Source organism: Streptomyces humi (assembly GCF_001005085.2).
Classification (GTDB): Bacteria; Actinomycetota; Actinomycetes; order Streptomycetales; family Streptomycetaceae; genus Streptomyces; species Streptomyces humi.
The window spans coordinates 1-21,767 of the sequence record NZ_LBMU02000079.1; the positions used below are offsets into that span (position 1 = coordinate 1).

Annotated in this window: 22 protein-coding genes; 7 read left to right on the forward strand and 15 right to left on the reverse strand. The window is 71.9% G+C overall.

Features of this window, described 5'->3' with window-relative positions:
* Window positions 1-41: 41 nt before the first annotated feature.
* From rraA to AAW13_RS31275, 7 genes are all read right to left on the reverse strand, one after another.
* Window positions 42-530 (reverse strand): ribonuclease E activity regulator RraA, encoded by a 489-nt coding sequence (gene rraA / locus AAW13_RS31245; protein WP_046729926.1) that lies wholly within the window; start codon window positions 528-530, stop codon window positions 42-44.
* 58 nt (window positions 531-588) lie between these two features.
* Window positions 589-1,233: a 3-oxo-tetronate 4-phosphate decarboxylase gene (gene otnC, locus AAW13_RS31250; protein ID WP_046729927.1), complete on the reverse strand. Its 645-nt coding sequence runs from the start codon at window positions 1,231-1,233 to the stop codon at window positions 589-591.
* Complete coding sequence (gene otnK, locus AAW13_RS31255; RefSeq protein ID WP_046729928.1) at window positions 1,230-2,504, reverse strand: 3-oxo-tetronate kinase; 1,275 nt, start codon at window positions 2,502-2,504, stop codon at window positions 1,230-1,232. Before otnK ends, otnC begins: the two co-directional genes overlap by 4 nt.
* A gap of 76 nt (window positions 2,505-2,580) precedes the next feature.
* On the reverse strand, window positions 2,581-3,666 hold the full coding sequence (locus tag AAW13_RS31260) for an isocitrate/isopropylmalate dehydrogenase family protein (RefSeq protein WP_046729929.1): 1,086 nt from the start codon (window positions 3,664-3,666) through the stop codon (window positions 2,581-2,583).
* Window positions 3,667-3,726: 60 nt separating this feature from the next.
* Window positions 3,727-4,563, reverse strand: coding sequence for a sugar phosphate isomerase/epimerase family protein (locus tag AAW13_RS31265; protein ID WP_046729930.1), 837 nt, complete (start codon window positions 4,561-4,563; stop codon window positions 3,727-3,729).
* Window positions 4,560-5,273 (reverse strand): aspartate/glutamate racemase family protein, encoded by a 714-nt coding sequence (locus AAW13_RS31270; RefSeq protein ID WP_052768575.1) that lies wholly within the window; start codon window positions 5,271-5,273, stop codon window positions 4,560-4,562. Before AAW13_RS31270 ends, AAW13_RS31265 begins: the two co-directional genes overlap by 4 nt.
* Window positions 5,274-5,707: 434 nt before the next feature.
* On the reverse strand, window positions 5,708-6,421 hold the full coding sequence (locus AAW13_RS31275) for a FadR/GntR family transcriptional regulator (RefSeq protein ID WP_046729931.1): 714 nt from the start codon (window positions 6,419-6,421) through the stop codon (window positions 5,708-5,710).
* A 358-nt stretch (window positions 6,422-6,779) separates the two neighbouring features.
* Between AAW13_RS31275 and AAW13_RS31280 the strand changes: the two genes are divergently transcribed.
* The gene (locus AAW13_RS31280; RefSeq protein WP_046729932.1) at window positions 6,780-8,075 is read left to right on the forward strand and encodes a CitMHS family transporter; all 1,296 of its coding nucleotides are present in this window, start codon (window positions 6,780-6,782) and stop codon (window positions 8,073-8,075) included.
* 125 nt (window positions 8,076-8,200) lie between these two features.
* On the opposite strand, the gene AAW13_RS31285 is transcribed toward AAW13_RS31280, so the two are convergent.
* Both AAW13_RS31285 and AAW13_RS31290 read right to left on the reverse strand, forming a co-directional pair.
* Complete coding sequence (locus AAW13_RS31285) at window positions 8,201-8,821, reverse strand: hypothetical protein (RefSeq protein WP_046729933.1); 621 nt, start codon at window positions 8,819-8,821, stop codon at window positions 8,201-8,203.
* A 221-nt stretch (window positions 8,822-9,042) separates the two neighbouring features.
* Entirely contained in the window at window positions 9,043-9,993 is a 951-nt protein-coding gene (locus AAW13_RS31290; RefSeq protein WP_046729934.1) for an AraC family transcriptional regulator, read from the reverse strand.
* Window positions 9,994-10,189: 196 nt separating this feature from the next.
* On the opposite strand from AAW13_RS31290, the gene AAW13_RS45655 reads away from it, so the two are divergent.
* Complete coding sequence (locus AAW13_RS45655; RefSeq protein ID WP_143145054.1) at window positions 10,190-10,756, forward strand: DUF3566 domain-containing protein; 567 nt, start codon at window positions 10,190-10,192, stop codon at window positions 10,754-10,756.
* A 118-nt stretch (window positions 10,757-10,874) separates the two neighbouring features.
* Here AAW13_RS45655 and AAW13_RS31300 read toward each other — a convergent pair whose 3' ends face one another.
* From AAW13_RS31300 to AAW13_RS31310, 3 genes are all read right to left on the reverse strand, one after another.
* A complete protein-coding gene (locus AAW13_RS31300; protein WP_046729935.1) occupies window positions 10,875-12,461 on the reverse strand; it encodes a peptidoglycan-binding protein in 1,587 nt (528 codons plus the stop codon).
* A gap of 467 nt (window positions 12,462-12,928) precedes the next feature.
* The gene (locus AAW13_RS31305; RefSeq protein WP_046729936.1) at window positions 12,929-13,249 is read right to left on the reverse strand and encodes a WhiB family transcriptional regulator; all 321 of its coding nucleotides are present in this window, start codon (window positions 13,247-13,249) and stop codon (window positions 12,929-12,931) included.
* Between the two features lie 178 nt (window positions 13,250-13,427).
* A complete protein-coding gene (locus tag AAW13_RS31310) occupies window positions 13,428-14,216 on the reverse strand; it encodes an SAM-dependent methyltransferase (RefSeq protein WP_046729937.1) in 789 nt (262 codons plus the stop codon).
* Window positions 14,217-14,504: 288 nt separating this feature from the next.
* Here AAW13_RS31310 and AAW13_RS31315 point away from each other — a divergent pair, with 288 nt between their 5' ends.
* Window positions 14,505-15,077, forward strand: coding sequence for a DUF4232 domain-containing protein (locus tag AAW13_RS31315; RefSeq protein WP_046729938.1), 573 nt, complete (start codon window positions 14,505-14,507; stop codon window positions 15,075-15,077).
* A gap of 139 nt (window positions 15,078-15,216) precedes the next feature.
* Window positions 15,217-15,858, forward strand: a complete 642-nt coding sequence (locus AAW13_RS31320) for a DedA family protein (RefSeq protein WP_046730064.1) — start codon at window positions 15,217-15,219, stop codon at window positions 15,856-15,858.
* On the opposite strand, the gene AAW13_RS31325 is transcribed toward AAW13_RS31320, so the two are convergent.
* Window positions 15,843-16,268, reverse strand: coding sequence for a MarR family winged helix-turn-helix transcriptional regulator (locus tag AAW13_RS31325; protein ID WP_046729939.1), 426 nt, complete (start codon window positions 16,266-16,268; stop codon window positions 15,843-15,845). The genes AAW13_RS31320 and AAW13_RS31325 overlap by 16 nt on opposite strands.
* A gap of 81 nt (window positions 16,269-16,349) precedes the next feature.
* Between AAW13_RS31325 and AAW13_RS31330 the strand changes: the two genes are divergently transcribed.
* Together AAW13_RS31330 and gad are read left to right on the forward strand one after the other, a co-directional pair.
* On the forward strand, window positions 16,350-16,835 hold the full coding sequence (locus tag AAW13_RS31330) for a PaaI family thioesterase (protein WP_046729940.1): 486 nt from the start codon (window positions 16,350-16,352) through the stop codon (window positions 16,833-16,835).
* An 81-nt stretch (window positions 16,836-16,916) separates the two neighbouring features.
* Entirely contained in the window at window positions 16,917-18,308 is a 1,392-nt protein-coding gene (gad, locus tag AAW13_RS31335; protein WP_046729941.1) for a glutamate decarboxylase, read from the forward strand.
* 60 nt (window positions 18,309-18,368) lie between these two features.
* Here gad and AAW13_RS31340 read toward each other — a convergent pair whose 3' ends face one another.
* Window positions 18,369-18,821, reverse strand: a complete 453-nt coding sequence (locus tag AAW13_RS31340; RefSeq protein WP_046729942.1) for a MarR family winged helix-turn-helix transcriptional regulator — start codon at window positions 18,819-18,821, stop codon at window positions 18,369-18,371.
* A gap of 129 nt (window positions 18,822-18,950) precedes the next feature.
* Complete coding sequence (locus tag AAW13_RS31345) at window positions 18,951-19,943, reverse strand: Lrp/AsnC family transcriptional regulator (RefSeq protein WP_046729943.1); 993 nt, start codon at window positions 19,941-19,943, stop codon at window positions 18,951-18,953.
* Window positions 19,944-20,137: 194 nt separating this feature from the next.
* Here AAW13_RS31345 and AAW13_RS31350 point away from each other — a divergent pair, with 194 nt between their 5' ends.
* Window positions 20,138-21,736, forward strand: a complete 1,599-nt coding sequence (locus tag AAW13_RS31350) for an MFS transporter (RefSeq protein WP_240528791.1) — start codon at window positions 20,138-20,140, stop codon at window positions 21,734-21,736.
* The last annotated feature ends 31 nt before the right edge of the window (window positions 21,737-21,767 follow it).

The window sequence follows — 21,767 nt, forward strand, 5'->3', positions numbered from 1 at the left end:
GAAGGTTTTCAGAAGCACTGGCTACCCAATCGTGTGGTGTGTCAGGTTCGTTCAGGGAGCAGGACGATGCCGTCGTCGTCCGCGTGCAGGACGTCCCCGGGGCGGAAGGTCACGCCGCCGAAGGTGACCGGGACGTCGACGGCGCCCGCGGCGGCCTTGGCACTCTTGCGGGGGATGGTGCCGAGCGCCTTGATGCCCAGGGGCAGACCGGCGAGGGCGACGCTGTCGCGGACCGCGCCGTGCAGGACGAGTCCGGCCCAGCCGTTCTCCACGGCCGCGCCGGCGATCAGGTCGCCGACCAGGGCGGTGCGCAGCGAGCCGCCCCCGTCGACCACCAGGACGTGCCCCTCCCCGGGAGTGTGGAGCAGTGCGCGGAGCAGGCCGTTGTCCTCGCGGCACGAGACCGTGCGCACCGGGCCGGCGAAGAGGCGGTGGCCGCCGAAGTGCCGGAACTGCTGGTCGCAGACGCGAAGTTCGCCGTACCGGTCGACCAGATCGGCGGTGGGGACGGGGGTGACGGGTGCGGTCATGGGGTGTACCTCGGTCTTCTCGGTCCACGGCGGCCGCGCTCACGGTGGCATCCGGCCGTCAGGTGGATGTGGGGGTGAGCGCGGCCGCCTGCTCGGGGGTGAGGGGACGGGTGGCGAGTCCCCTCAGGAGGAGGTGGAGCCTGGCGGTCTCCTCGAGTTCCTCGATCGCGTCGGCCGCCGTCTCCAGTGTCGGCCCGGCCACGACGGGGCCGTGGTTGGCGAGGAGGACGGCGTGGTGGGTGCGGGCGGTGCGCTCGGCGAGCGGTTCCAGGCCGCTGTCACCGGGCGCGTGGTAGGGCAGCAGCGGCAGGGTGCCGATCCGCATGGCGTAGTACGCGGTCAACGGGGGCAGTGCGTCGGCGGGGTTGAGGCCGTCGAGGCAGGAAACGGCGGCGGCGTGGGTGGAGTGCAGGTGCACGACCGCGTGGGCGGCGGGCCGAGCCCGGTAGAACGCGGCGTGCAGGAAGGCCTCCTTGGTGGGGCGGGCGCCGTCGAGATGCCGGCCGTGCAGGTCGGTGCGGGACAGTTCGGATTCCTGCACCGTGCCGAGGCTGGATCCGGTGGGCGTGAGCAGCAGGCTGCCGTCGGCGAGGCGGACGGACAGGTTGCCCGTGGAGCCATGCGTCAGACCGCGCTCGAACAGCGATCGTGCGGTGCGTACGACGTGTGCCCGGGCGGCCGGTTCGTCGGTACGGGCGGTCACCTGGCCTCCCCGGGTATGCCTTCGAGGGCACGGGTGAAGAGGTCAGGGCCGCCGAAGTTGCCGGACTTGAGCATCAGGGCGAGGTCTCCGTCCTTGTCCGCGGCGTACGTCCACGGAACGCCGGAGTCGGCTTCTTCACCGACCAGCACCGCGCGTACCCCCAGTGCCGTGGTGACGGCGCCCGAGGTCTCGCCGCCGGCCACGAGCAGCCGTCGCACGCCCCGCTCGACCAGGTGGGCGGCGAGGGTGCCGAGGAGTTCCTCCACCTGCGCGGCTGCCTCCGCGACGCCCAACCGGGCCTGTACGGCCGCGAGTTCCGCCGGGGAGGCGGACGCGTAGATGAGCACCGGCGCCACCGGGTCCTGTGCGTCGTACCAGTTCAGGGCCTCGCCGATGACGTCCCGGCCGGCCGCTGCGGCGAGCACGTCCAGGTGGAGCGCCGGCAGTCCGGCCGCGTAGAAGTGGGCGATCTGCTCCAGGGTCCGGGCTGAGCAGCTGCCCGCCAGGACGGCGGCCCGGCCTTCGCGGGGCGACGGTTGCGCAGTGCTCTCCCCGACCGCCGGATAGGCGTGACCGAGCCCTTCGGCCAGCCCGGCGGCCCCGGCGACGACGGCCAGTTCGAGTGCCCCGGCGCCGAGTACGGCGAGATCGTCGTCGGTGAGTGCGTCGGCGACGACGTGCCGGACGCCGGCCTGTCGGTGGGCCACGAGCGCTTCCCGGACGGCGTCGGTTCCGCGGCGCACCGTGTGCCAGTCGATCAGGCCGACGGCGTGCGGGGTCTGCGCCGACAGCAGCCGGAGCAGGGAGGAGTCGGTCATGGGGTTGAGGGGGTGGTGACGCAGCGGGGACTCGGACAGCAGCTCGTCGTGGACGAAGAGGTGGCCCTGGTAGACGGTGCGTCCGTTCGGCGGGGAGGCCGGGCAGTGCAGTGTGAGGGGGGCGCCGGCGGCGTCCAGCAGCGCGTCGGAGACCGGGCCGATGTTCCCCCGCGCGGTGGAGTCGAAGGTGGAGCAGTACTTGAAGTAGGTCTGGGCGGCGCCCTTGGACCACAGCCAGCGCTGGGCGGCGAGGGAGTCGGCGACGGCCTCTTCGGCCGGTGTGGAGCGGGACTTCAGGGCCACTACGGCGGCGTCGCAGTCCGCCGGCAGTCCGGTGCCGGCGTCCGGGGTGCCGAAGACCAGGGCGGTGCGCAGGCCGGCGCGCCGGAAGGCGGCGGCCACGTCGGTGCCGCCGGTGAAGTCGTCGGCTGTGCAGCCGATGCGCAGGGTCATGGTCGCTGTCTCTCCTGGGGCGTGCGGGCGGAGCACGGTCCGTGGGCGGGGTACGGCCCCGCCCCGGACACACGGGTCAGTTCCGGCTCGGGCCGGCGGTGACGGCCTTGACGACCGCGGCGGTGAACTCGCTGGTGGAGGCGTTGCCGCCCAGGTCGCGGGTCGAGGTGCCGGCGGCGATGGCATCGGCCACGCCCTGCTCGATGATCTTCGCGACGGCGGCCAGGGCCTCGTCGCCGTGCTTGGCCGCCAGCCACTCGAAGAGCATGGCGCCGGACAGGATCATGGCGACCGGGTTGGCGATGTCCCGGCCGGCGATGTCGGGCGCGGAGCCGTGCGAGGCCTGGGCCATCGCGGTGGTCGCGGAGGTGTTGATGGAGGGGGCGGTGCCGAGGGAGCCGGAGATCTCGCCGGCCAGGTCGGAGAGGATGTCGCCGAACATGTTCTCGGTGACGATGACGTCGAAGTCCTGGGCGCGGCGCACCAGATGGACGGTCATCGCGTCGATGTGGAAGTCGTCGACCGTGACGTCCGGGTAGTCCCGAGCGACCTCCTGGCACACGGTCCGGAACAGTCCGGTGGTGAGCTTGAGGACGTTGGCCTTGTGGACGATGGTGAGCTTCTTGCGGCGGGAGCGGGCCAGGTCGAAGGCGACCCGGGCGACTCGCTCGGTCGCCTCGCGAGTGATGATGCCCAGCATGATCGCGGTGTTCTCGGTGGGCATGAACTCACCGGTGCCGGCGAAGGTGTTGCGGTCCGCGTAGAAGCCCTCGGTGTTCTCGCGGACGATCACCAGGTCGGCGTGGTCGCAGATGGCCTCGGCCCCGGGGAAGCTCTTGGCGGGGCGGATGTTGGCGAAGAGCCCGAAGTGCTTGCGCAGGGTGCCCGAAGGGTTGAGCGCGGACTTGTGCGGCTCCGGGTAGCTGACCGAGTCGTGCGGGCCGAGGTACCAGCCGTCCAGTGCGGCCAGGGCTTCCTTGGTCTCGTCCGGGACGGGGGTGCCGTGGGTCTCGATGGCGGTGGCGCCGAGCGGCAGGGGCACCCATTCGACGTCGACGCCCGCGGCCCGGGCGGCCGCGGTGGCGATCTCGACGGCGGAGGGAACGATCTCGGGGCCGATGCCGTCGCCCTCCAGGACGCCGAGGCGGTAGGTGGTGCTCATGGTGCGGTTCCTTTCAGGAGGAGGGTTTTCGTCAGCCTTGCGGCGTTGAGCGGTGGTGGATCAGTGCAGGGCGGTGGCGGCGTCGGTGAGCGCCGTCCAGGAGCGGGCGGCGGCCCGCGGGCTGTCGCCGTCCTGGGTGTGTTCCAGCGTCAGCCAGCCGGTGAAGCCGGAGGTGCGCAGTGCTTCCAGCAGCCCCGGGAGCCGGGGGTCGCCCGCCTTCAGGGGGCCACGCGTGGTGACCGCGGCGAGCTGGAGGCAGCCGGTGACACCGGCATGCCGGGCGACCGCCCGGACCGGGTCGAGGCCTTCGGCCTCGAGGTGGTGGGTGTCCAGCACCAGCCCGGCCGGGGCGTCCAGCGAGCCGATGGCGTCGAGGGCTTCGTCGGGCGTGTGCCACAGCGAGGTGTTGGTCCGGGTCTGGGGCTCCAGAAGCAGCCGGCTGCCGTGCGCCGCGGCCTCCTCGGCCAGCACGCCCACGGCTCGTGCGGCCCACACACGCTGCACGTCCTCCAGACCGGGCAGGAAGGTGCCGCGGGTCTGGCCGAGGGTGACCGGCACACCGAGCGCGCCCGCGAGGCGGGCCGCTCCTCGCAGCCGTCCCGTGGCGTGGCGGCGGACGTCCGGTGCGGGATCGGTCAGGGTCAGCCGGTCCTGGGAGGCTACCGGTCCGGTACCGATCCCGAGGATCTTCAGGCCGACGTTCGCGACGGTGTGTGCCAGGCTCTCGGCGTCCCTCTCCGAGGCGTCGCGGACCTGTATCTCCACACCGTCGTAGCCGAGTTCGGCCAGCCGGCGGACGGCGTCGTCCAGCGGGGCGGCGAAGCCGAGAGGCACGGGCTCGGTGCAGTCGGGGGCCGACACGGTGTAGGCCAGCGGCCAGGGCAGGGACGCGGTCATCGGACGGCCGCCACGTCGAGCGCCTGGTGGGAGTCCGCCTCGGCGGTGAGCAGGCCGCGCAGTTCACGTGCCGCGGCACCGGCTCCGTCCAGGACGGGCACGTCGAGCAGGGCTTGCAGCGCCTCGCGGGCCGGGGCCAGGGAGTACTGCGCGAGCAGGACCGCGTCAGCGTCGGCGCCGCCGACGGCACGCAGGGCCTCGGCGAGACGGCGGGCGACCGTCCCGGGGTCCTTCGCGGTGGCGGCCTCCTCGCTCAGCGCGGTCACGACGTCGACCGGGCGGTCCACCCTGACCAGCGGAGCGAGCGCGGCCAGCTGCGCGGTGGCGGCCGGGACGGCGGGCGGTGTGGAGGCGACGACGGCGACGCGCCGGTACGGTCCCGCCAGGGCGGCCCTGAACATCGACTCGTCGGATTTCAGGACGGGCACGCCCCAGAGGGTCCGGGCGGTGTCCACCACCTCTCCGTAGGAGGAGCAGGTCAGCAGGAGCCCGTGCGCGCCGCCGTCCAGAACGTGACCGATCAGGCGGAGCATGCGGCGGCGCAGCGGGTCCGTGAGTCCGCCGGCGTCCCGCGCGTCGTCCAGGAGGCGGTCGTCCAGCACGTTCCAGAGCGCGGCCTCTGGGAACTCGCGTGCGAACGCTTCCTGGGCGACACGGGCTCCGGTCGGCACGGCGTGGATCATGGCGACCAGGGGGTGGGGTTCGATCACCGGGATTCTTCCTTTTCCGGTAGGTGGGGACCGGCTGGGTCCCGATCCTCGACCCGGTGCGGGGCAAGGGGCTCCGGCGAGAACACGAGCGGAGCCTGGGAGCGGCCGGAACCGTGTCCGTCGAGTGCCGCACGACCCACCATATGGCTAACCGGTCAACCGGTCAACCGGTTGCGATCGCGCGTCGGCCGGCACCCGCCGGACGACACGGCCGAGTCACGGCGAAGCGGCGGCAGCGGACCGCTGCGGACCGCTGCGGACCAGGGCACGGAGCGCGACGGGGCCGGGCACCCGGGAGCGCCGACCCCAGGTCGCCGACCACGGGCGCGCCCAGGCCGAACGCCGCCGGCCCCGGCCGGACGCCACCGGCCCCCACCGAACGCCGTCGGACCCCCGCCGAGCGCCGTCGGACGCCCCGAAGCCCGCGAGCCGGCTCACCCCTCGCGCCGCTCCAGTGCCTCCATCAGACGCCGGGACGCACCACTCATGTGCCGCGCCATCGCCGCCCGGGCCGCGTCCGCGTCTCCGGCCAGGACCGCCTCGAAGATCGGCACATGGTCGGCGTAGGCCACCTCGCGCGAGCGGACGGCCCCGGTGCGCTCCACCCAGCCTCGCTGGATCATGGCGCGCATCCCCTTGAGCATGTCCCTGAGGACGGCGTTCCCGGAGATCTCGCCCAGCGCGGCATGGAAAGCGGTGTCCGCCTCAGGGAACTCCTCGTCCGGGCACTCACGCATGGCCGCCAGCCTGGCCCGCAGCAGGGAGATGCCCGCCTCGTCCCGCGCCTCGGCGGCGAGACCGGCGACCACCGCCTCCAGTTCCGCTCGCGCCTGCACCATGTCACGGGCGCCCCGCTCCCCCAGCACCAGGCCCAGCTCGAACAGCCGGTACAGGACGTCCGAGTCGGCCCCCCGGAAGTACGTCCCACTGGACTGGCGGATCTCCAGCAGGCCCAGGAAGCCGAGTGACTTGATCGCCTCACGCACGGTCGGGCGGTTGACCCCGAGCATCTCGGTCAGCTGCCGCTCCGACGGGATGCGGTCGCCCGGCTGCACCTCGCCGGACATCAGGTAGTCGATCAGTCGGCGGGAGACCTCGGCTGCCAGCGGCTCACGCGGCTCGATCGTGATCCTGGCGAGTTCGGCCATCGATTTCCTCACTTCGTATTGACGCGATGAGCGAATTCTAGTTACCTACCGGCAATCCGGTAAACCGGTTCTCCGGTGACCGGGGCGAGACGCCCACCTCCGGATGTTCAGCCGCACATGGGGCGCCCGAGCCGGCCAGGCGTTTCCGCCGGCACCTCGCCGGGCCCCACCCACCGCTCGACCGTGCCGCCCGGGACGGTCTTCAGGAGCCGCACATACCATGTCCCGACCCACGCACGAGCCGAGTACGGCGTCGCGCGCGCTGTCGGCAGCCCACCGCAGCGACAAGCACTGATCGCGCGCCGTTCATCATCGCCGGTCCGCCGGCGCACCCCGGCCCTGCCCCCAAGGAGCAACGATGCTCGCCGTCCTCGGCTTCGCCACCCTGGGCAGCTTCATGCTGCTCGTGATGCGCAAGTACCTTTCCGCCTTCACCGCCATCATGCTCACCCCGATCGCCGCCGCCCTCGTCGCGGGCAAGGGCGGCAAGCTCGGCGACATGATCATGAACGGTCTCGAGACCGTTGCGCCCACCGCCGCCCTGCTGCTGTTCGCCGTCCTCTACTTCGGCCTCATGATGGAGGTCAAGCTCTTCGAACCGGTCTGCCAGACCATCGTCCGCGCCTCGAAGGGCGACCCGGTCCGCATCGTCGTCGGCACGGCCGTCCTCGCGCTCTGTGTCGCGCTGGACGGTGACGGCACCACCAGTTACATGATCGTGTGTTCGGCGTTCCTGCCCGTCTACCGGCGCCTGGGCATGAACCCGCTGATCCTCGCCACCCTGGCCGCGATGGCGCTCGGCACCATCTCCGGCACGACCCCCTGGGGCGGCGCCTCCACCCGGGGCATCAGCGTCCTGCACCTGAACGCCACCGACTACTTCGTGCACATGATCGGCCCGATGGCACTCACCAGCCTCGCCATCATCGCCGTCGCCTACTGGCTCGGTCTGCGCGAGCGCCAGAAGATCGACGGCGAGAAGCTGGCCGCCTACAAGCTCGACATCGCCTCGGGCGAGGCCTTCGAACCGGTGCGGGTGGACTGGCGCATGTGGTTCAACGCCGGCCTGACCGTGCTCCTGCTGGTGCTGCTCGTCCTGGAGGTCGCCGACCTGCTGGTGCTCTTCATGGTCGCCTTCGTGATCGCCCTGCTGGTCAACATCCGCAGCATCGGCGACCAGCAGGAACTCATCAAACGGCAGGCGTCCAACGCGGTCCCGGTAATGATCCTCGTCCTCGCGGCGGGCGTCTTCACCGGCATCATGACCGACTCCGGGATGATCAAGGCCATGGCGAACGCGGCCCTCTCGGTGGTCCCCGACTCGATGGGCAGTCTGATCCCGCTGTTCACCGCTGTGCTCGCCCTCCCGCTCGGCTTCTTCATGTCCAACGACGGCTACTGGTTCGGTGTCATCCCCGTACTCGCCGAGTCCGCAGCGCACTACGGCGTCGACGCCAACGAGATCGCCCGCGCCGGCGCCATCGGTCAGATCCTGCACATGATGGGCCCGACCAGCGCACCCCTGTGGGTCCTGCTCGGGCTCGTCCGCACCGAACTCGGCGAGTTCCAGAAGCACGCCCTGCGCTGGGGCGTCCCGGTGTCCTTCGCGTACATAGGCTTCGCCCTGCTCACCGGGGCGATGACCATCGGCTGAGCCGCCGCCCACCCGCGTCGCTTCCCGGGACCGGCGGGGAGCGGAGCGGGTGGACGGGCTCCGGGAGGCAGGGAATGCGGCGGGTACGCCGTGGCCCGTCCTCCGCTGTCGGGCGTGAGCCGTCGTCAGCGCCGTGGCGGGTTCCCGTAGCGGGGCAGGAACTCGATTTCCCTGCGGTTCACCGTCAGCGGCACGTGCCAACGGCCGGTGGCGCAGTGGGTCCTGCCCAGCCCGTTGCCGATGAAGAAGTACCCGAAGCAGTTCTGGCACGCGCGCCAGCCGGCCTGGTGCCGGTACCTGGGGTTGAAGTCCCGGGACGTCTCCACGCGGTACGTCTCGGGCGACGGGGTGTGGCCCCGCGGGTTGTTGGGACACAGCGTGGGCCCGCCGGCGTCCCAGTACGCCGCCTTGCAGGTCCGGCACCACTTCATGTCGAGGTTGCCGTTGGTCCTGCGGTCGTGGCTGTAGTCACCGCCCTGGTCGACGAACCAGTACACACCGCTGCCGTCGACGTAGTGGCTGTGGTCCCACCAGTGCGACACCGGACAGTGGCCGTTGTCCCCCGCGCCCGGGCGCCACAAGCCCTGGCAGCGTCGGCACCAGCGGAACGCCGCGTTCGTCCCGGCGAAGGCGTTCGCCGCGCCGCCCAGCACCGCACCGGACGCCAGTGCCAGCACACCCCCGAGCAGAACGCGCCTGCGGACCGCGCCATCGGCGTCCGCATTCCTGTTCGACTCACCGCTCATTTTCTTCCTCCCCCGGCCGGCGGATATCGGTTAGCGGCCGAAACGGCTCGGCCGCGGTACCGCCGTTTCCCGATGATTCAGCAGAGCCCTGCCGGCCACCAGCCCTGCCACCTGGGCGGGAGCGGGAAATACGGAGAACTTCGTAGGGCCGGGTCCTCCATGAGAAAGGGCGCGATGACGTCAGACGGAAACGCGCCCCGCCGGTGCGGCGGAATGCGGGATCACCGAACCGGAAACGCGTCTTCCCGCTCTGCTGGAGCGGGCGTCCGGCCGCTCTGGTGGGTGTGCCGGAACGCGCCGGGGGTGACGCCCGTGTGGCGGGTGAAGAACTTGCCGAAGTTGGTGGGTTCGGCGAAGCCGAGGCGGCGGGCGACGGTCGCCACCGGTTCGCCGGTGTGGGCGAGCAGGCGCTGGGCCTCCAGGGCGACGCGACCGTCGATGACGTGCTTGACGGGCTGCCCGGTGGCGGCCGTGCACGCGCGCGTGAGGGTCTTGACGGTGTAGCCGAGACGGCGGGCGTAGTCGGCGGCGCGGCGGGTGGTGGCGTAGGAGCGTTCCAGCTCGGCGCGGAAGCGCGCGTAGACCTCGCCGCCCGCCTGCGGGTCGCCGCCGCCGTCCGGGTGGGGCAGCCGACGGACCTCCAACAGCACGGTGGCCAGCAGGAGTTGCAGGATCTCCGCGGACACGGCGGGCTCCGGACGGTCGTACTCCGCCCGCAACTGACCCAGCAGGGTGGAGAGTACGGCGTACTCGGGCCCGGCGCCCAACTGCCAGCATCCGGCGCCGTACCACTCCTTGACCCAGCGGTCGGCGCCGCTGGTGTGGGACGGGAACGCGGACGTGAACAGCAGATGCGTGCCGGCCGTGGTGCCCGGCCGCACGAAGCTCTGCACCTGACCGGGGCGGACCCACAGCAGTGTGCCGGGCCGGCAGGGGTGGGTCACGAAGTCGACGGCGTGCTCGCCACTGCCCCCGGTGACCAGCGTGAGCGTGTGGAAGTCGACCCGGTGCACCAGGTCGGGCCGCCGGCCCACCTCCCGACGGCGGCGGCGCAGGGTCGCCAGGTCGATGATCTCGAAGCCGGGGACGTGCTCCCGTGGCGGGTTGAAGCCGAGCCGGAGAATGCCCTCCCCCGGGGACGCGGCAGTGCCGTCCTGGCCCGCGGAACTCATCACGATCTCCGAATGTCGCCGACTCACCGTCCCCCGGTTTCAGCGTATCCCGCCCGCCTGCGGTTTCCCGGTGAGAGCGGAGGCCGCCAGGGCTGCACAGAGCCCCCCGCACCCGTTCACGCACGGTGATCGTCGGGGATGCGCGGCGGCACGGCTGGACCTAACGTCGCAGGTGTGGACCAGCCAGGGAGTGCACATGAGCCGAATCAAGCGCAGCAGTACGGGTAAGCCGGTGCCGCGGACCGCGTCCCGCACCGGGACGGCACCCACCGCGCCCACCGCGCCCACCCCCACGGGACCCGGCCCCGCAGCGCCGCCGTCGGCGCCGGCCCGGGACCGCCCTCTCCCCCACGCTCCTCCGCAGCCGCCCACCCGGATACGCATCACCGGGACCAACCCCTGGTCGGTGACGGTGATGAGTTCGCTCTTCCTCGGCGGGCTGGGGGTGTGCGTCCTCGGCGCCATGCTCGGCACGTCGGTGGTCCTGGCCGTCGTGGCCCCGGGCGCCTGGCCGACGCCCTCGGACACGCTGTTCATCGCGACCGGGGTGGTCACGCTGGAGGTGGTCCTGGGCACCGTCATGGCCTGTCTGTGCAGCTTCATGTACAACTACACCGCACGCTTCAGCGGCGGTGTCGAGGTGGCCGTGTCCGACGACCTCGGTGATGCGACACCGGCCGCCCAGGCCCTCCGCGTCATGACACGACTGCGTGCCCGTCTGCGGTCGTCGGACGCCACGGTTCGCCGACCGGACGGAGAGTGAGTCCCGCCGGCCGGACAGAGCATGAGTCCCGCCGGCCGGACAGGGCGTGAGTCGCGTCCCGCGGACCCGTGCTCCGGTGGCCCGGAGGGGCTCGCCTCCGGGCCACCGGAGCCCGCGGTCAGCGGACTCGGATGAACAGCACGTCGTAGCCGCTGTTCGTGCTGCGGGTCTTGACGTAGACACCGTCCGAACCGCCGTTGGGATTGCTGGTGTTGCCCTCGACGGTCGTGAAGCTGGAGCCGCCGCTCACCGTCCGCACGATGCCTATGTGCTCGTGACCGCCGGTGTAGTCGTTGCCGCCGTTCCAGTCGAAGGCCACGATGTCGCCCGGCTGCGGGTCCGTCGTCACCGAGAGGTGGTAGTTGCCGGCCCGTGCCTGCTTGACCCAGCCCGAGACGTAGGTGTTGCGGTAGGAGCTCGCGCCGGTCTGCTTGGCCACCCAGCTCACGAAGGTCGCGCACCAGGCGTAGTTGCTGGTGGACAGCGACAGGCCGACGGCCGATCCGTAGCTGTTCGCCCGCGCGCTGCCCTCGACCGTGCCGACCTCGGCCGCGGCCACGTCCAGGATCTTGCCGTACCCGCCGCCGGGCGCGGGCGAGGACGGCGGGGTGACCGCGCCGTACAGGGCGGCCTTGGTGTTCGTCCCGACCTGGCCGTCGACCGACAGGCCCTTCTCGGCCTGGAAGTCGCGGACGGCGCTCTCGGTCAGCGGTCCGAAGTCGCCGTCGACGGCGAGGTCCGCTCCGTGGTGGTTGAGCAGGCTCTGCAACTCGGTGACGCAGCCGCTCTTCTGGCCCTTCACGATGTTGCCGGGGCACGAGGCGGAGTTCAGGTTGATCGGTGCCGGTGCGCCGCTGCCGCCACCGGTGCTGATGTTGGAGTTCAGGGCGGCCTTGGTGTTGGGACCGACCTCGCCGTCGACGGAGAGGCCCGCCGCCGACTGGAACGACTTCACGGCCGCCAGGGTGGCGGGGCCGAACTGACCGTCCACGTCGAGGTGCTGGCCCTTGCCGTTGAGCAGCGCCTGTAGCGTGGCGACGCAGCCGCCGCTCTCCCCCTCCACGATGTTCGCCGGGCAGGACGCCGACCGCAGGTCCAGGGCGGTGGACGGCGACTCGTCGGTGTCGTAGAGCTCACGCTTGGTGTTCGTGCCCACCTGGCCGTCGACGGAAAGGCCGTGCGTGGACTGGAAGTTGCGGACCGCGCTGTCCGTCGCCGAGCCGAAGTCGCCGTCCACGTCGATCGAGTAGCCGAAGTGCCGCAGCAGCCGCTGTAGTTCGGTGACGCAGCCGCCCTTGTCACCCTGGACGATGTTGGCCGGGCACGACGAGGAGTTGAGGTTGACGGGCGACGGTGCCGATCCGCCGGTGGCGTACAGCTTGGCCTTGGTCTGGGGGCCCACCCGTCCGTCCACGGCGATCGCGGTGGAGGCCTGGTACTGGCGTACCGCGTAGAGCGTGTTCGCCCCGAAGCTGCCGTCCACCGTCAGACCGGCGCCATGGGCGTTGAGCAGGTTCTGCAACTCCGTGACGCAGCCGCTGACCTGGCCCTGCAAGATCTCGTCGGGGCAGGACGCGGAGGTCAGCCTGATCGCCGCGGGGGCCGCCGACGCGGGGGCGGCACCGAGCAGGGTGCCCGCCGAGAGGAGCGCCGTCGTCGCGGCGAAGACGCCGGCTCTGACTCTCCAGCCCGGTCTCGCGGTCATGGTCCCCCGCTTCGCTGCGGGTGTCCTGCCGGCTCGGACGTGCAACGTACCCTTGTTCATCACTGGGCGTCTCCTTGGTGGTCCGCGGTCTTCGGCGTGCTGCCGGGGCGCTCTGGAACGAGCGGCGCAGACGCTATCGACGGCGGTGCCGTCCGAGGAGGAGTTCCGCCGGGCGCGGGAGACTGGGACGCCGTCGCCGCGGCCACCAGGGACGATCCGCCCGCTTTGGGACGCACTTGGGACGCCGGGCCGGCGGTGACACGGCACGCGGGCGCGGCAGCGCGGCCGACAGGGCGGACTGCGCACCGGCGGCGCTCTCCTGATGACCCGCCTCAGTGCCGGCCCGGGCAGGGGTGAACGCCGCGGCCACGGGCGGCAGTCGGGTGGGCCGGTGTGGTGTCCCGTGCCCTACGACGCCGTCGGCGCCCTCTCCCCTACGGGGGCCGCGTCCCCGCTGGGCCGCCCGTTCAGCAGGCCTGTCCCGGGAGGTGGCCGCCGGCGGCGGGCCGTTCGTGTTCGGTGCGAGCGGTCTCCAGCAGGGCCCGCCAGGACGTCACCGTCGGCCGGCGGCGCAGCAGACCGCGTCGGGCACGCTCGGTCATCCCGCCCCAGATTCCGTGCTCGACACGGTGGTCGAGGGCGTACGCGAGGCACTCGGTGCGCACGGGACACCCCGTGCAGACGGCCTTCGCCCGGTTCTGCGCGGCCCCTTCGACGAACAACTCCTCAGGGTCGGCGGTACGGCACTTCGCCCGCGCCTGCCATTCCTCGCCAGAACTGATCGCCATGGTCCGGTCCCCTCCCGTTCCTCTGCCGTCCGCCCTCGAACAGCGGCGATCCAGCGACCGTACGCCTCTCAGGCACCCCACAGGATTCTCCGTCCGACAGCAATCCGATCGGGTGACGGCTCCGTTGACAGCGGCGAACGAAGCGGTACGCGTGGCGGAGGTGCCGGGCCGGGCGGTGTCAGCGGATGCGGGCCACTCCCGCGTAGATGCCGCTGCCCTCCGGTTCGGTGTCCGGGGCGGAGGCGAACCACTCCGTCGCCGTCACCAGGCCGGGCTCCACGAGGCTCATGCCGTCGAAGAACCGCGCCACTTCCGGGCGGGTGCGGAAGGCGAGCCGGATGCCGCCCTTCGCGTACTCGGCGACGACCCGTTCGACGAGTTCCGGGTAGAGGTCGGACGCGGCGTGCGACAGGATCAGATGGCTGCCCGGCGGCAGGGTGCCGGCCAGCGCCCGGACGATTCCGTGGGCGTCCTGCTCGTCGGTGATGAAGTGCATCAGCGCGATCAGCGACAGGGCGACGGGCCGGTCGAAGTCCAGGACGTGCCGGGCGTGTTCGACGATCGCTCGCGGGTCGCGCACGTCGGCCTGGATGTAGTCCGTCGCCCCCTCGGGCCTGCTGATCAGCAAGGCCTCGGCGTGCCGCAGGACTATCGGATCGTTGTCGGTGTAGACGACCTTGGCCGACGGTACGACGTTCTGCACGATCTGGTGGAGGTTCGGCTCGGTGGGAATGCCGGTGCCGATGTCCAGGAACTGGTCGATGCCCTGCGTGGCGAGCCAGGCCGCCGCCCGGTGCATGAACTGACGGTTCTGGCGGGCGGCGTCGCGTGCCTGGGGCGGCAGCTTCTCGCCGACGGCCTCGTCCACCGGGTAGTTGTCCTTGCCGCCGAGCAGCCAGTCGTAGACCCGGGCGGGGTGCGCCCTGCTGGTGTCGACCGACACGGACGGCTGTGGGCTGGTCGTCATGGCAACTCCGTCGCGCCGGCGAAAGGTACAGACCGAACTTGTGATGATCGTACTCGGGCAGCTCATCTGCCGTACGCAGGGGGCGACTTGACGAGCCGTCCCGTCCGGCCGTTCCAGGGACATGTCGTTCGTGCAGGTCAGGGTGGGTGCGAACGTTCCAGTGTCCCGTGATCGCGTGGCGGGGTGGCGGCCGGGACGGATCCCGGCCGATGGTGTGGTCGTCCGACGGCGCGATCCACCTCGACCAGTGGCGCGCTCTCCAGATCTCTCTCGCAGGGGGAATCCCGCATGTCCGTTCACACCACCACCCGCCGCCGTACGGGTCTTGTCACCGCCACGCTCGCCGCGGCCGCCGCGCTCTCGCTGGCGGCGGGCGGTTCCGGCCACGCCGCCCCGCGGCCGGCCGTCGCCAAGGCGGTCGCCGAGAAGGCGGCGGCGCCGGTCACGTGCACCGGCGCCAACACCAAGGTGACGGCCCGGACCGTGACCCGTCCGCTGAACCACCTGCTCCTGACCGTCACCAACACCGGCACCAAGGCCTGCGACCTGTACGGCTACCCGGCCCTTCAGTTCACCGACGCCCAGGCCGTGCCCCCGGTGATCGACGAGTCGCAGCCGCAGGCCGTCGTCACCCTCGCTCCCGGGAAGTCCGGCTACGCGGGCGTGACCCTCTCCAGCGCCGACGGCAGCGGCGAGGGCGGCTACACGGCGAAGACGCTGCGGATCTACTTCCAGAACCGTGACCTCGACTTCCCCGGCACGGGCACCAAGGTCGCGCTGCCGGCCAAGGGCGTCCACATCGACAGCACCCTGCGCGTCACCTACTGGCAGAGCGACGCGTCCTCCGCCCTCACCTGGTAGGGCACCCGCGACCCGGCGGCGACAACGCCGTCGGACGGCCCGGGCGCGGAGCGTGGTGTCGAAGGAGTGTTCCGGAAGGGCTTCACGGGACACTTGTGGGAAGGAGACGGTGGGCGAGCAGGGCGGGGAGGCGAGTGTGGTGATCGCCGTCAATCCGACGGACAGCGCCTCGCTGCTGGCTGCCTTCGGGGCCCTCGGCGTGCTGGCGGTGATCTTCGCCGAGTCGGCCCTGCTGGTCGTCGGGTTCTTCCTGCCGGGCGACACGCTGCTGTTCCCGGCCGGTGTGCTGTGCGCGGCGACCGCGGACCGGCCGCCCCGGCTGGAGCTGTGGCAGGTGCTGGTGTGCGCGGCCGTCGGCGCCGTGGCGGGCGGGCAGGTCGGCTATCTCATCGGGCGGCACGGCGGACGGCCGCTGCTCGCCCGCACCTCCCGGCCCCGGGTGCGCGAGGGCGCGGCCCGCGCGGAACGGCTGCTGGCCCGCTACGGATACGGAAAGGCGCTGGTGATCGGCCGTTTCGTGCCGATGCTGCGCTCCGTGCTGCACCCGGCGGCCGGGGCGCTCGGGGTGCCGGTGCGGCCGTTCACCCTCTGGCAGAGCGTCGGCGGCATCCTGTGGTCCCAGAGCTTCGTCCTCGCCGGGTACGCGCTGGGTTCCTCGGTCTCCCACGTCGACGACTACCTGCTGCCGCTGGTCGGCGCGATCGTCGTACTCTCCGTGCTGCCGTTGCTGCTGGAGGCCCGCAGATCGCGCCGGGGGCGGACCGGTCAGGGTTCCCAGTGAGCCAGGCGGTGCAGGGCCGCGGCCGTGTCGGCGAAGCCGTCGGCGCCGAGCAGGGCCCGCAGTCCGGCGTTGAAACCGTCGATCTCCGGGCGGGCCGACTCCAGCGCGGCGGCCCCGGGCCGGGTCAGTTCGAGGACGACCGCGCGGTGTTCGCTCGGGTGCCTGCGCCGGGTGACGAGGCCGGCGTCCGTGAGCCGCCGGACCAGCGCGGTGACGCCTGACTCGCGTTGCTGGAGGACCTGGGCCAGCCGCTGCTGGGTGATGCCGGGCTCCTCGTCGATCGCCAGCAGGGCGCCGAGCTGGGCCGTGGTGATCCCGACGGTGGCGAGCAGGCGCCGGTCGGCGGTCGTGCGCAGCTGGTGGGCGGCGCGTTGCAGGAGGAAGAAAAGGCGCTGGTCGGGCTCGGGCATGGGCGGAATCTTGACAGACTCGGCGGCTGGACGCCATTGTCACTTCACTAGTGAATCGAGACTCGGTGTGGGGTGACGAGAGTGAACGACACGCCCGATCTGACCTTCGCCCGGAAGGTGCTGGCTGCCCAGCCCTTCAGTGTCCTCCTGGGTACCCGGCTGACGGCCTTCGGCGACGGCGAGGCCACGCTGGAACTGGACAACCGCGCGGAGCTGCGGCAGCAGTACGGGTACGTGCACGGCGGGGTGCTGGCCTACGTGGCGGAGAACGCGATGGCGTTCGCCGCCGGCACCCGGCCCGGCGACCGGCCTCTCACCGCCGGGTTCACCGTCGACTTCGTGCGTCCGGCGGACGGCGCGTTCCTGCGCGCCCGGGCCCGGGTGGTGCGGGCCGGCCGGGCGCTGGCCGTCTGCCGCTGCGACCTGGTGTCGGTGGACGCCGACGGCACCGAGACCCTCTGTGCCGTCGCCCAGGGAACCATCTCCTTCGCACCTCCGCCCGGACCCAGTATGCGCGAGGGAAAATTCAGTTCATCAGTGCGCAAACCGATCGCTGGATCGGTGTAATCGGCAGACATGTCGGACCGCGCGGCGATCTAGCGTCGGAGTGCACGGGGGCCACACGAACCAGAAAGCACCGAGGCACGCATGCCCATCCCGAACACCGACGTCCTCCCGAATACCGACGTCCTGACCGCGACCGAGTTCGACACCCTGAGCGCTTCCGCCGCCGACCTCCTCTCGCCCGTCGACGAGCTGCCCGAGTCGGCGGCCTCGCCCGACCTGGTGCTGCGGCGGGTGCGCGACGAGCTGATGCTCGACGGCAATCCCCGGCTCAACCTCGCCACCTTCGTGACGACCTGGATGGAGCCGCAGGCACGGCAGTTGATGACCGAGACCGCGGCGAAGAACCTCGCGGACCGCGCCGAGTACCCGCAGATCACCGCCATGGAGGAGCGCTGTGTGCGGATGCTCGCCAGGCTCTGGCACGCCCCGCATCCGGAGCGGGTCCGCGGCTGCTCCACCACCGGCTCCAGCGAGGCGGCCATGCTCGGCGGGCTCGCGCTCAAGCGCCGCTGGCAGGAGCGCCGCCGCGGCCAGGGCAAGGACACCGCGCGCCCGAACCTGGTGATGGGCGCGAACGTCCAGGTGTGCTGGAAGAAGTTCGCCAACTACTTCGAGGTCGAGCCGCGTTACGTCCCGATGGAGCCGGGCCGCTACCACCTCACGCCCGACACCCTCACCGCCTACTGCGACGACAACACCATCGGTGTCGTCACCGTCCTCGGCTCCACCTTCGACGGCTCCTACGAACCCGTCGCCGACATCTGCCTGGCCCTGGACGGCTACCAGGCGGCCACCGGCACCGACATCCCCGTGCACGTCGACGGCGCGTCCGGCGCGATGGTGGCCCCCTTCCTCGACCCGGGCCTGATGTGGGACTTCCAGCTCGAACGCGTCGCCTCCATCAACACCTCGGGGCACAAGTACGGGCACGTCTTCCCCGGCCTCGGCTGGGCCCTGTGGCGCGACGCCGACGCACTCCCCGACGACCTGGTCTTCGAGGTCGACTACCTCGGCGGCAGCAACCCCAGCTTCACCCTCAACTTCTCCCGCCCGGGCGCCCATGTCGTGGCGCAGTACTACAGCTTCCTGCGCTACGGCTTCGAGGGACTGCGGAAGCTGGCCACCCAGAGCCGTACGACGGCCCGTGCGCTGGCCACCCGCATCCGCTCCATTCCCCCCTACGAACTCGTCACGGACGGCTCCGAACTGCCGGCCTTCGCCTTCCGACTGGCGCCCGGCACCCAGGGCTTCACGGTCTTCGACGTGTCCCACGCCATGCGGGCACGCGGCTGGCACCTGCCCGCCTACGCCTTCCCCGCCCCCTGCCAGGACGTCTCCGTGCTGCGTCTGGTCGTACGCACCGGGTTCACCGCCGAACTCGCGGGCATGTTCGTCGCCGACCTGACGGAGATCACCAGGCAACTCCACCCGGCCCGGCCCGCACCCCTCGTCAAGCCGCTGGCCACGGCCTGAGCGGCGCCTCCGCACCGGTGGCCGGGCGCCGGCGAGCGGTCCCGTGCCCGCCCGCGGGGCTCAGTCGAGGGTCTCGACGACCGCTTCGAACTGGCGCGCCATGGCCGGTACCGAGCGTCCGTCCAGAAGGTCGATGACCCGCTTGCGGGCACTCGCCAGATGCACGGGGTAGGTGTCCTGGAGCCGCTTCAGCCCCTCGGGGGTCAGCTTGGCGACATTGCCGCGGGCGTCGCCCTCGTAGCGGCGCTTGGCGACCTGGCCGCGGCCCTGGAGCGCCTCGACGACACGGGTGATGCGGCTCGCCGACAGCGCGGTGGCCGAGGCGAGGTCCGTCATCCGCAGTTCCTGGTTGTCGGCCTCGGAGAGGTTCATCAGGACGACGTACTCGGTGAGGGTCAGCCCGGCGGACCGCAGCAGGTCGTCGTCCAGCGAGCGCGGCAGCGCGACGATGACCCGCATCAGCGCGCGCCAGAGGCGTTCTTCCTGAGCGGTCAGCGGATCATCGGCGGCCATCCGAGAAGGTTAGCGTGCTCTACCAGACCCCGACCGGCGTGATCGGTGCCTAAGGGCCTGTCTGACAGTTCCCGTCTGCTCCGCGACGCCCGCCCTTCGGGCGGACGACGGGAATGGTCAGACAGGCCCTTAGCCCGGCGGTGGTACCAGGCGGCCCTGGGAGATGAGGGAGGCGGCCTGTTTGAGGCGGCGGACCCGGATGCTGACGCTGTAGCCGTCGATGCCCGGGATGGCGGCGATGCTCGTGGTCAGATAGCGGTAGAAGTCCTCGGCGTCCCGGGCGATGACGATCACCATCAGGTTGTGCTCGCCGCTGATGGCCCCGACGAACGCGACCTCCTCGTGGCGGGCGATCTCCTCGCCGACCCGCTCCAGCCGGGCGGGGGCGACCCGCAGCCAGACGGTGGCGTTGAGATGGTGGCCGAGCCGTTCGGGGAGCAGCTCGACGTCGTAGGTGAGGGTGCCCGAACTCTCCAGCGCCTCCAAGCGCCGGGCCACCCGGGCCGGCGACCAGCCCGTGAGTTCGGCGAGCCGGGTCTGGGTGGTGCGGCCGTCCTCGGCGAGGGCGTCGAGCAGCGGGGTGTCCTCCTCGGCCGGGGGCGGCGGGGGCCCGGGGGCGGGTGCCGGCCGTTCCGCGGTGAGCTGCCGGACCTGCTCGGGGCCGAGGCTGTCGCCGTAGCCCGTCCACTCACTGCTGCCCGGAGTGCCGTAGGAGTGGATGAGCAGATCGACGGTGATGTCCAGGACCGCCGCGGCCCGCGGCAGCTGCCGCAGCAGGACGTCGTCGCGCTGCATGTCGAGCGGTGCCCTGATGACGCAGAAGATCTCCGAACCGCCCGAGGCCAGGTGGGCGTAGGCGATGTCGGGACGCCGGGCGAGGCTGTCGGCGAGCGGGCGGACCAGGTCAGGGCGGCAGCGGATGCGGGTGGCCCACTCCGCGGTGCCGTACACCCGCGGGTTGACCAGGCCCAGGACCCGTAGCGTGCCGGCTCGCCGCAGCGCCTGGTAGCGGCGGGCCGCGGTCTGCTCGGAGACGCCGGCCACCTCGCCGATCCGGCGGAAGGGCAGCCGAGGCGCGCACTGAAGGGCGCGGAGGATCTTCTTGTCCACGGTGTCGAGCATGGCGGAAGTCTGCCATGGAGAAGCGAGACGATGGAGGCTTTTGCAGGGTGACGGGGGTGTGGTTGGCGGTTGTGCGGCCTCGGGCCGGATGCTGTGGCGGCGGGTTTCCCCTCGGAGGCCCGGACGACAGCAGGCCGCCGGGGATGCCGGGCGGCCTACGAGCGCGGTGCCGTGCGCCGCGAAGGAGTGTCCCCGTGAATCTCACGACACCGGCGAGCGGGCCGGTCGAGCGGCGGACGGCCACGATCGTGATGGCCTGCCTGGGCGTCTTCGTCGCCTATCTGCCGGTCACCACCGTCGCCGTGAGCCTGCCCGCCCTGCAAGCGGCACTGGACGCCTCGACGGCCCAGCTGTCGTGGGTGCAGGACGCGTTCGTGCTGCCGATGGCCGCGTTCATCCTGACCGCCGGTGTGTTCGGGGACGTGCACGGGCGCAAGAAGGTCTTCCAGGCCGGTCTGCTGTTCTCGGCCGCGGGCGCGGTCACCGCCCTGTGCGCGCACTCCGTCGAGGTCGTCTGGGCCGGGCAGGCGCTGGCCGGGCTCGGTGCGGCGGCGTTGCTGCCGACCACGCTGGCGCTGATCAGCCATGCGGTGCCGGACCACCGGGAGCGCGGGAAGTTCATCGGCATATGGGCCACCTGCCTGATGGCGGCCCTGGCGGTCGGTCCGGTCGTCGCCGGTGTGGTCGTCGCGCACTTCTCCTGGCGCTGGATCTACCTGCCGTCGGTCCCCGTCGCGCTGCTCTCGGTCGCGATCGCGGCCCGGCAGCTGTCCGACTCGCGCGCTCCGCACGGGCGCCGGCTGGACTGGCCCGGACAGATCACCGCCACCCTCGCGATCACCGCGCTGGTGTACGGCGTGATCGAGGGCGGCGCCAGCTCGTTCACCGACGTCAAGGTGATGGTGGCGCTGTTCACCGCCGTGGTCGCCGGGGTCGCGTTCGTGCTGGCGGAGCGGCGCAGTGACAGCCCGATGCTGGACCTGAGCCTGTTCCGCAGTCCCGCGTTCACGGCCACCACGCTCGTGGCGATGACCAGCTTCCTGGCGCTGATCGGGTTCTTCTTCGTGCTCAGCCTCTACTTCGGCATGGTGCAGCGGCTGGACACCCTGCAAGCCTGCTGGCGGCTGCTGATGGTCACCGGGTCGGCCCTGCTCGTCGGCGGACCGGCCGGGCGGCTGATGCACCGGGTCTCCGCACGCTGGATGATCACCGGTGGTCTGCTGATGGTCGCCGCCGCCCAGTTCGCGCTGATCGGCCTGGCGGCCGACACCTCCTTCGGCTCCGCCGCCTGGCGGCTCGCCCTGCTGGGTCTCGGCATGGGTCTGGTGATGACGCCGATGACGGCGACCGCGGTGGCCTCCGTGCCGTACCACCTGGCCGGCATGGCGGCCGCGGGCAACAACGCCTTCCGGCAGGTCGGCGGCGCCCTCGGACCGGCCGTCCTGGGTGCCCTGCTCACCACCCGGGCGGTCGACGCGCTGCCCGGTCACCTCGCCGACGCGGGGGTGGGCGGCGCGGTCCAGGACCGGATCGTGTCCGTCGCGCAGACGGACGGTCTCGGCGCGGTCGCCGGACTGGACCTGGGCGCGCAGACCGGGCAGGCCATGGGGGCGCTCGGCGACTCCTTCCTGGACGGCATGCGGCTGTGCCTGATCACGGCGGGCAGCCTCACGCTGCTGGCGGCCCTGGTCGCGGTGGTCCTGCTGCGCACGCCCCGGCGGCAGCCCACGCTCAGGGCGGCGGGGGCCGAGCCGCGCACGGACGAGCAGCCCTCGGCCGTGCGGAGCGCCTGACAGCCCACCGCGCGCGGCCTCTGTTGGCTCA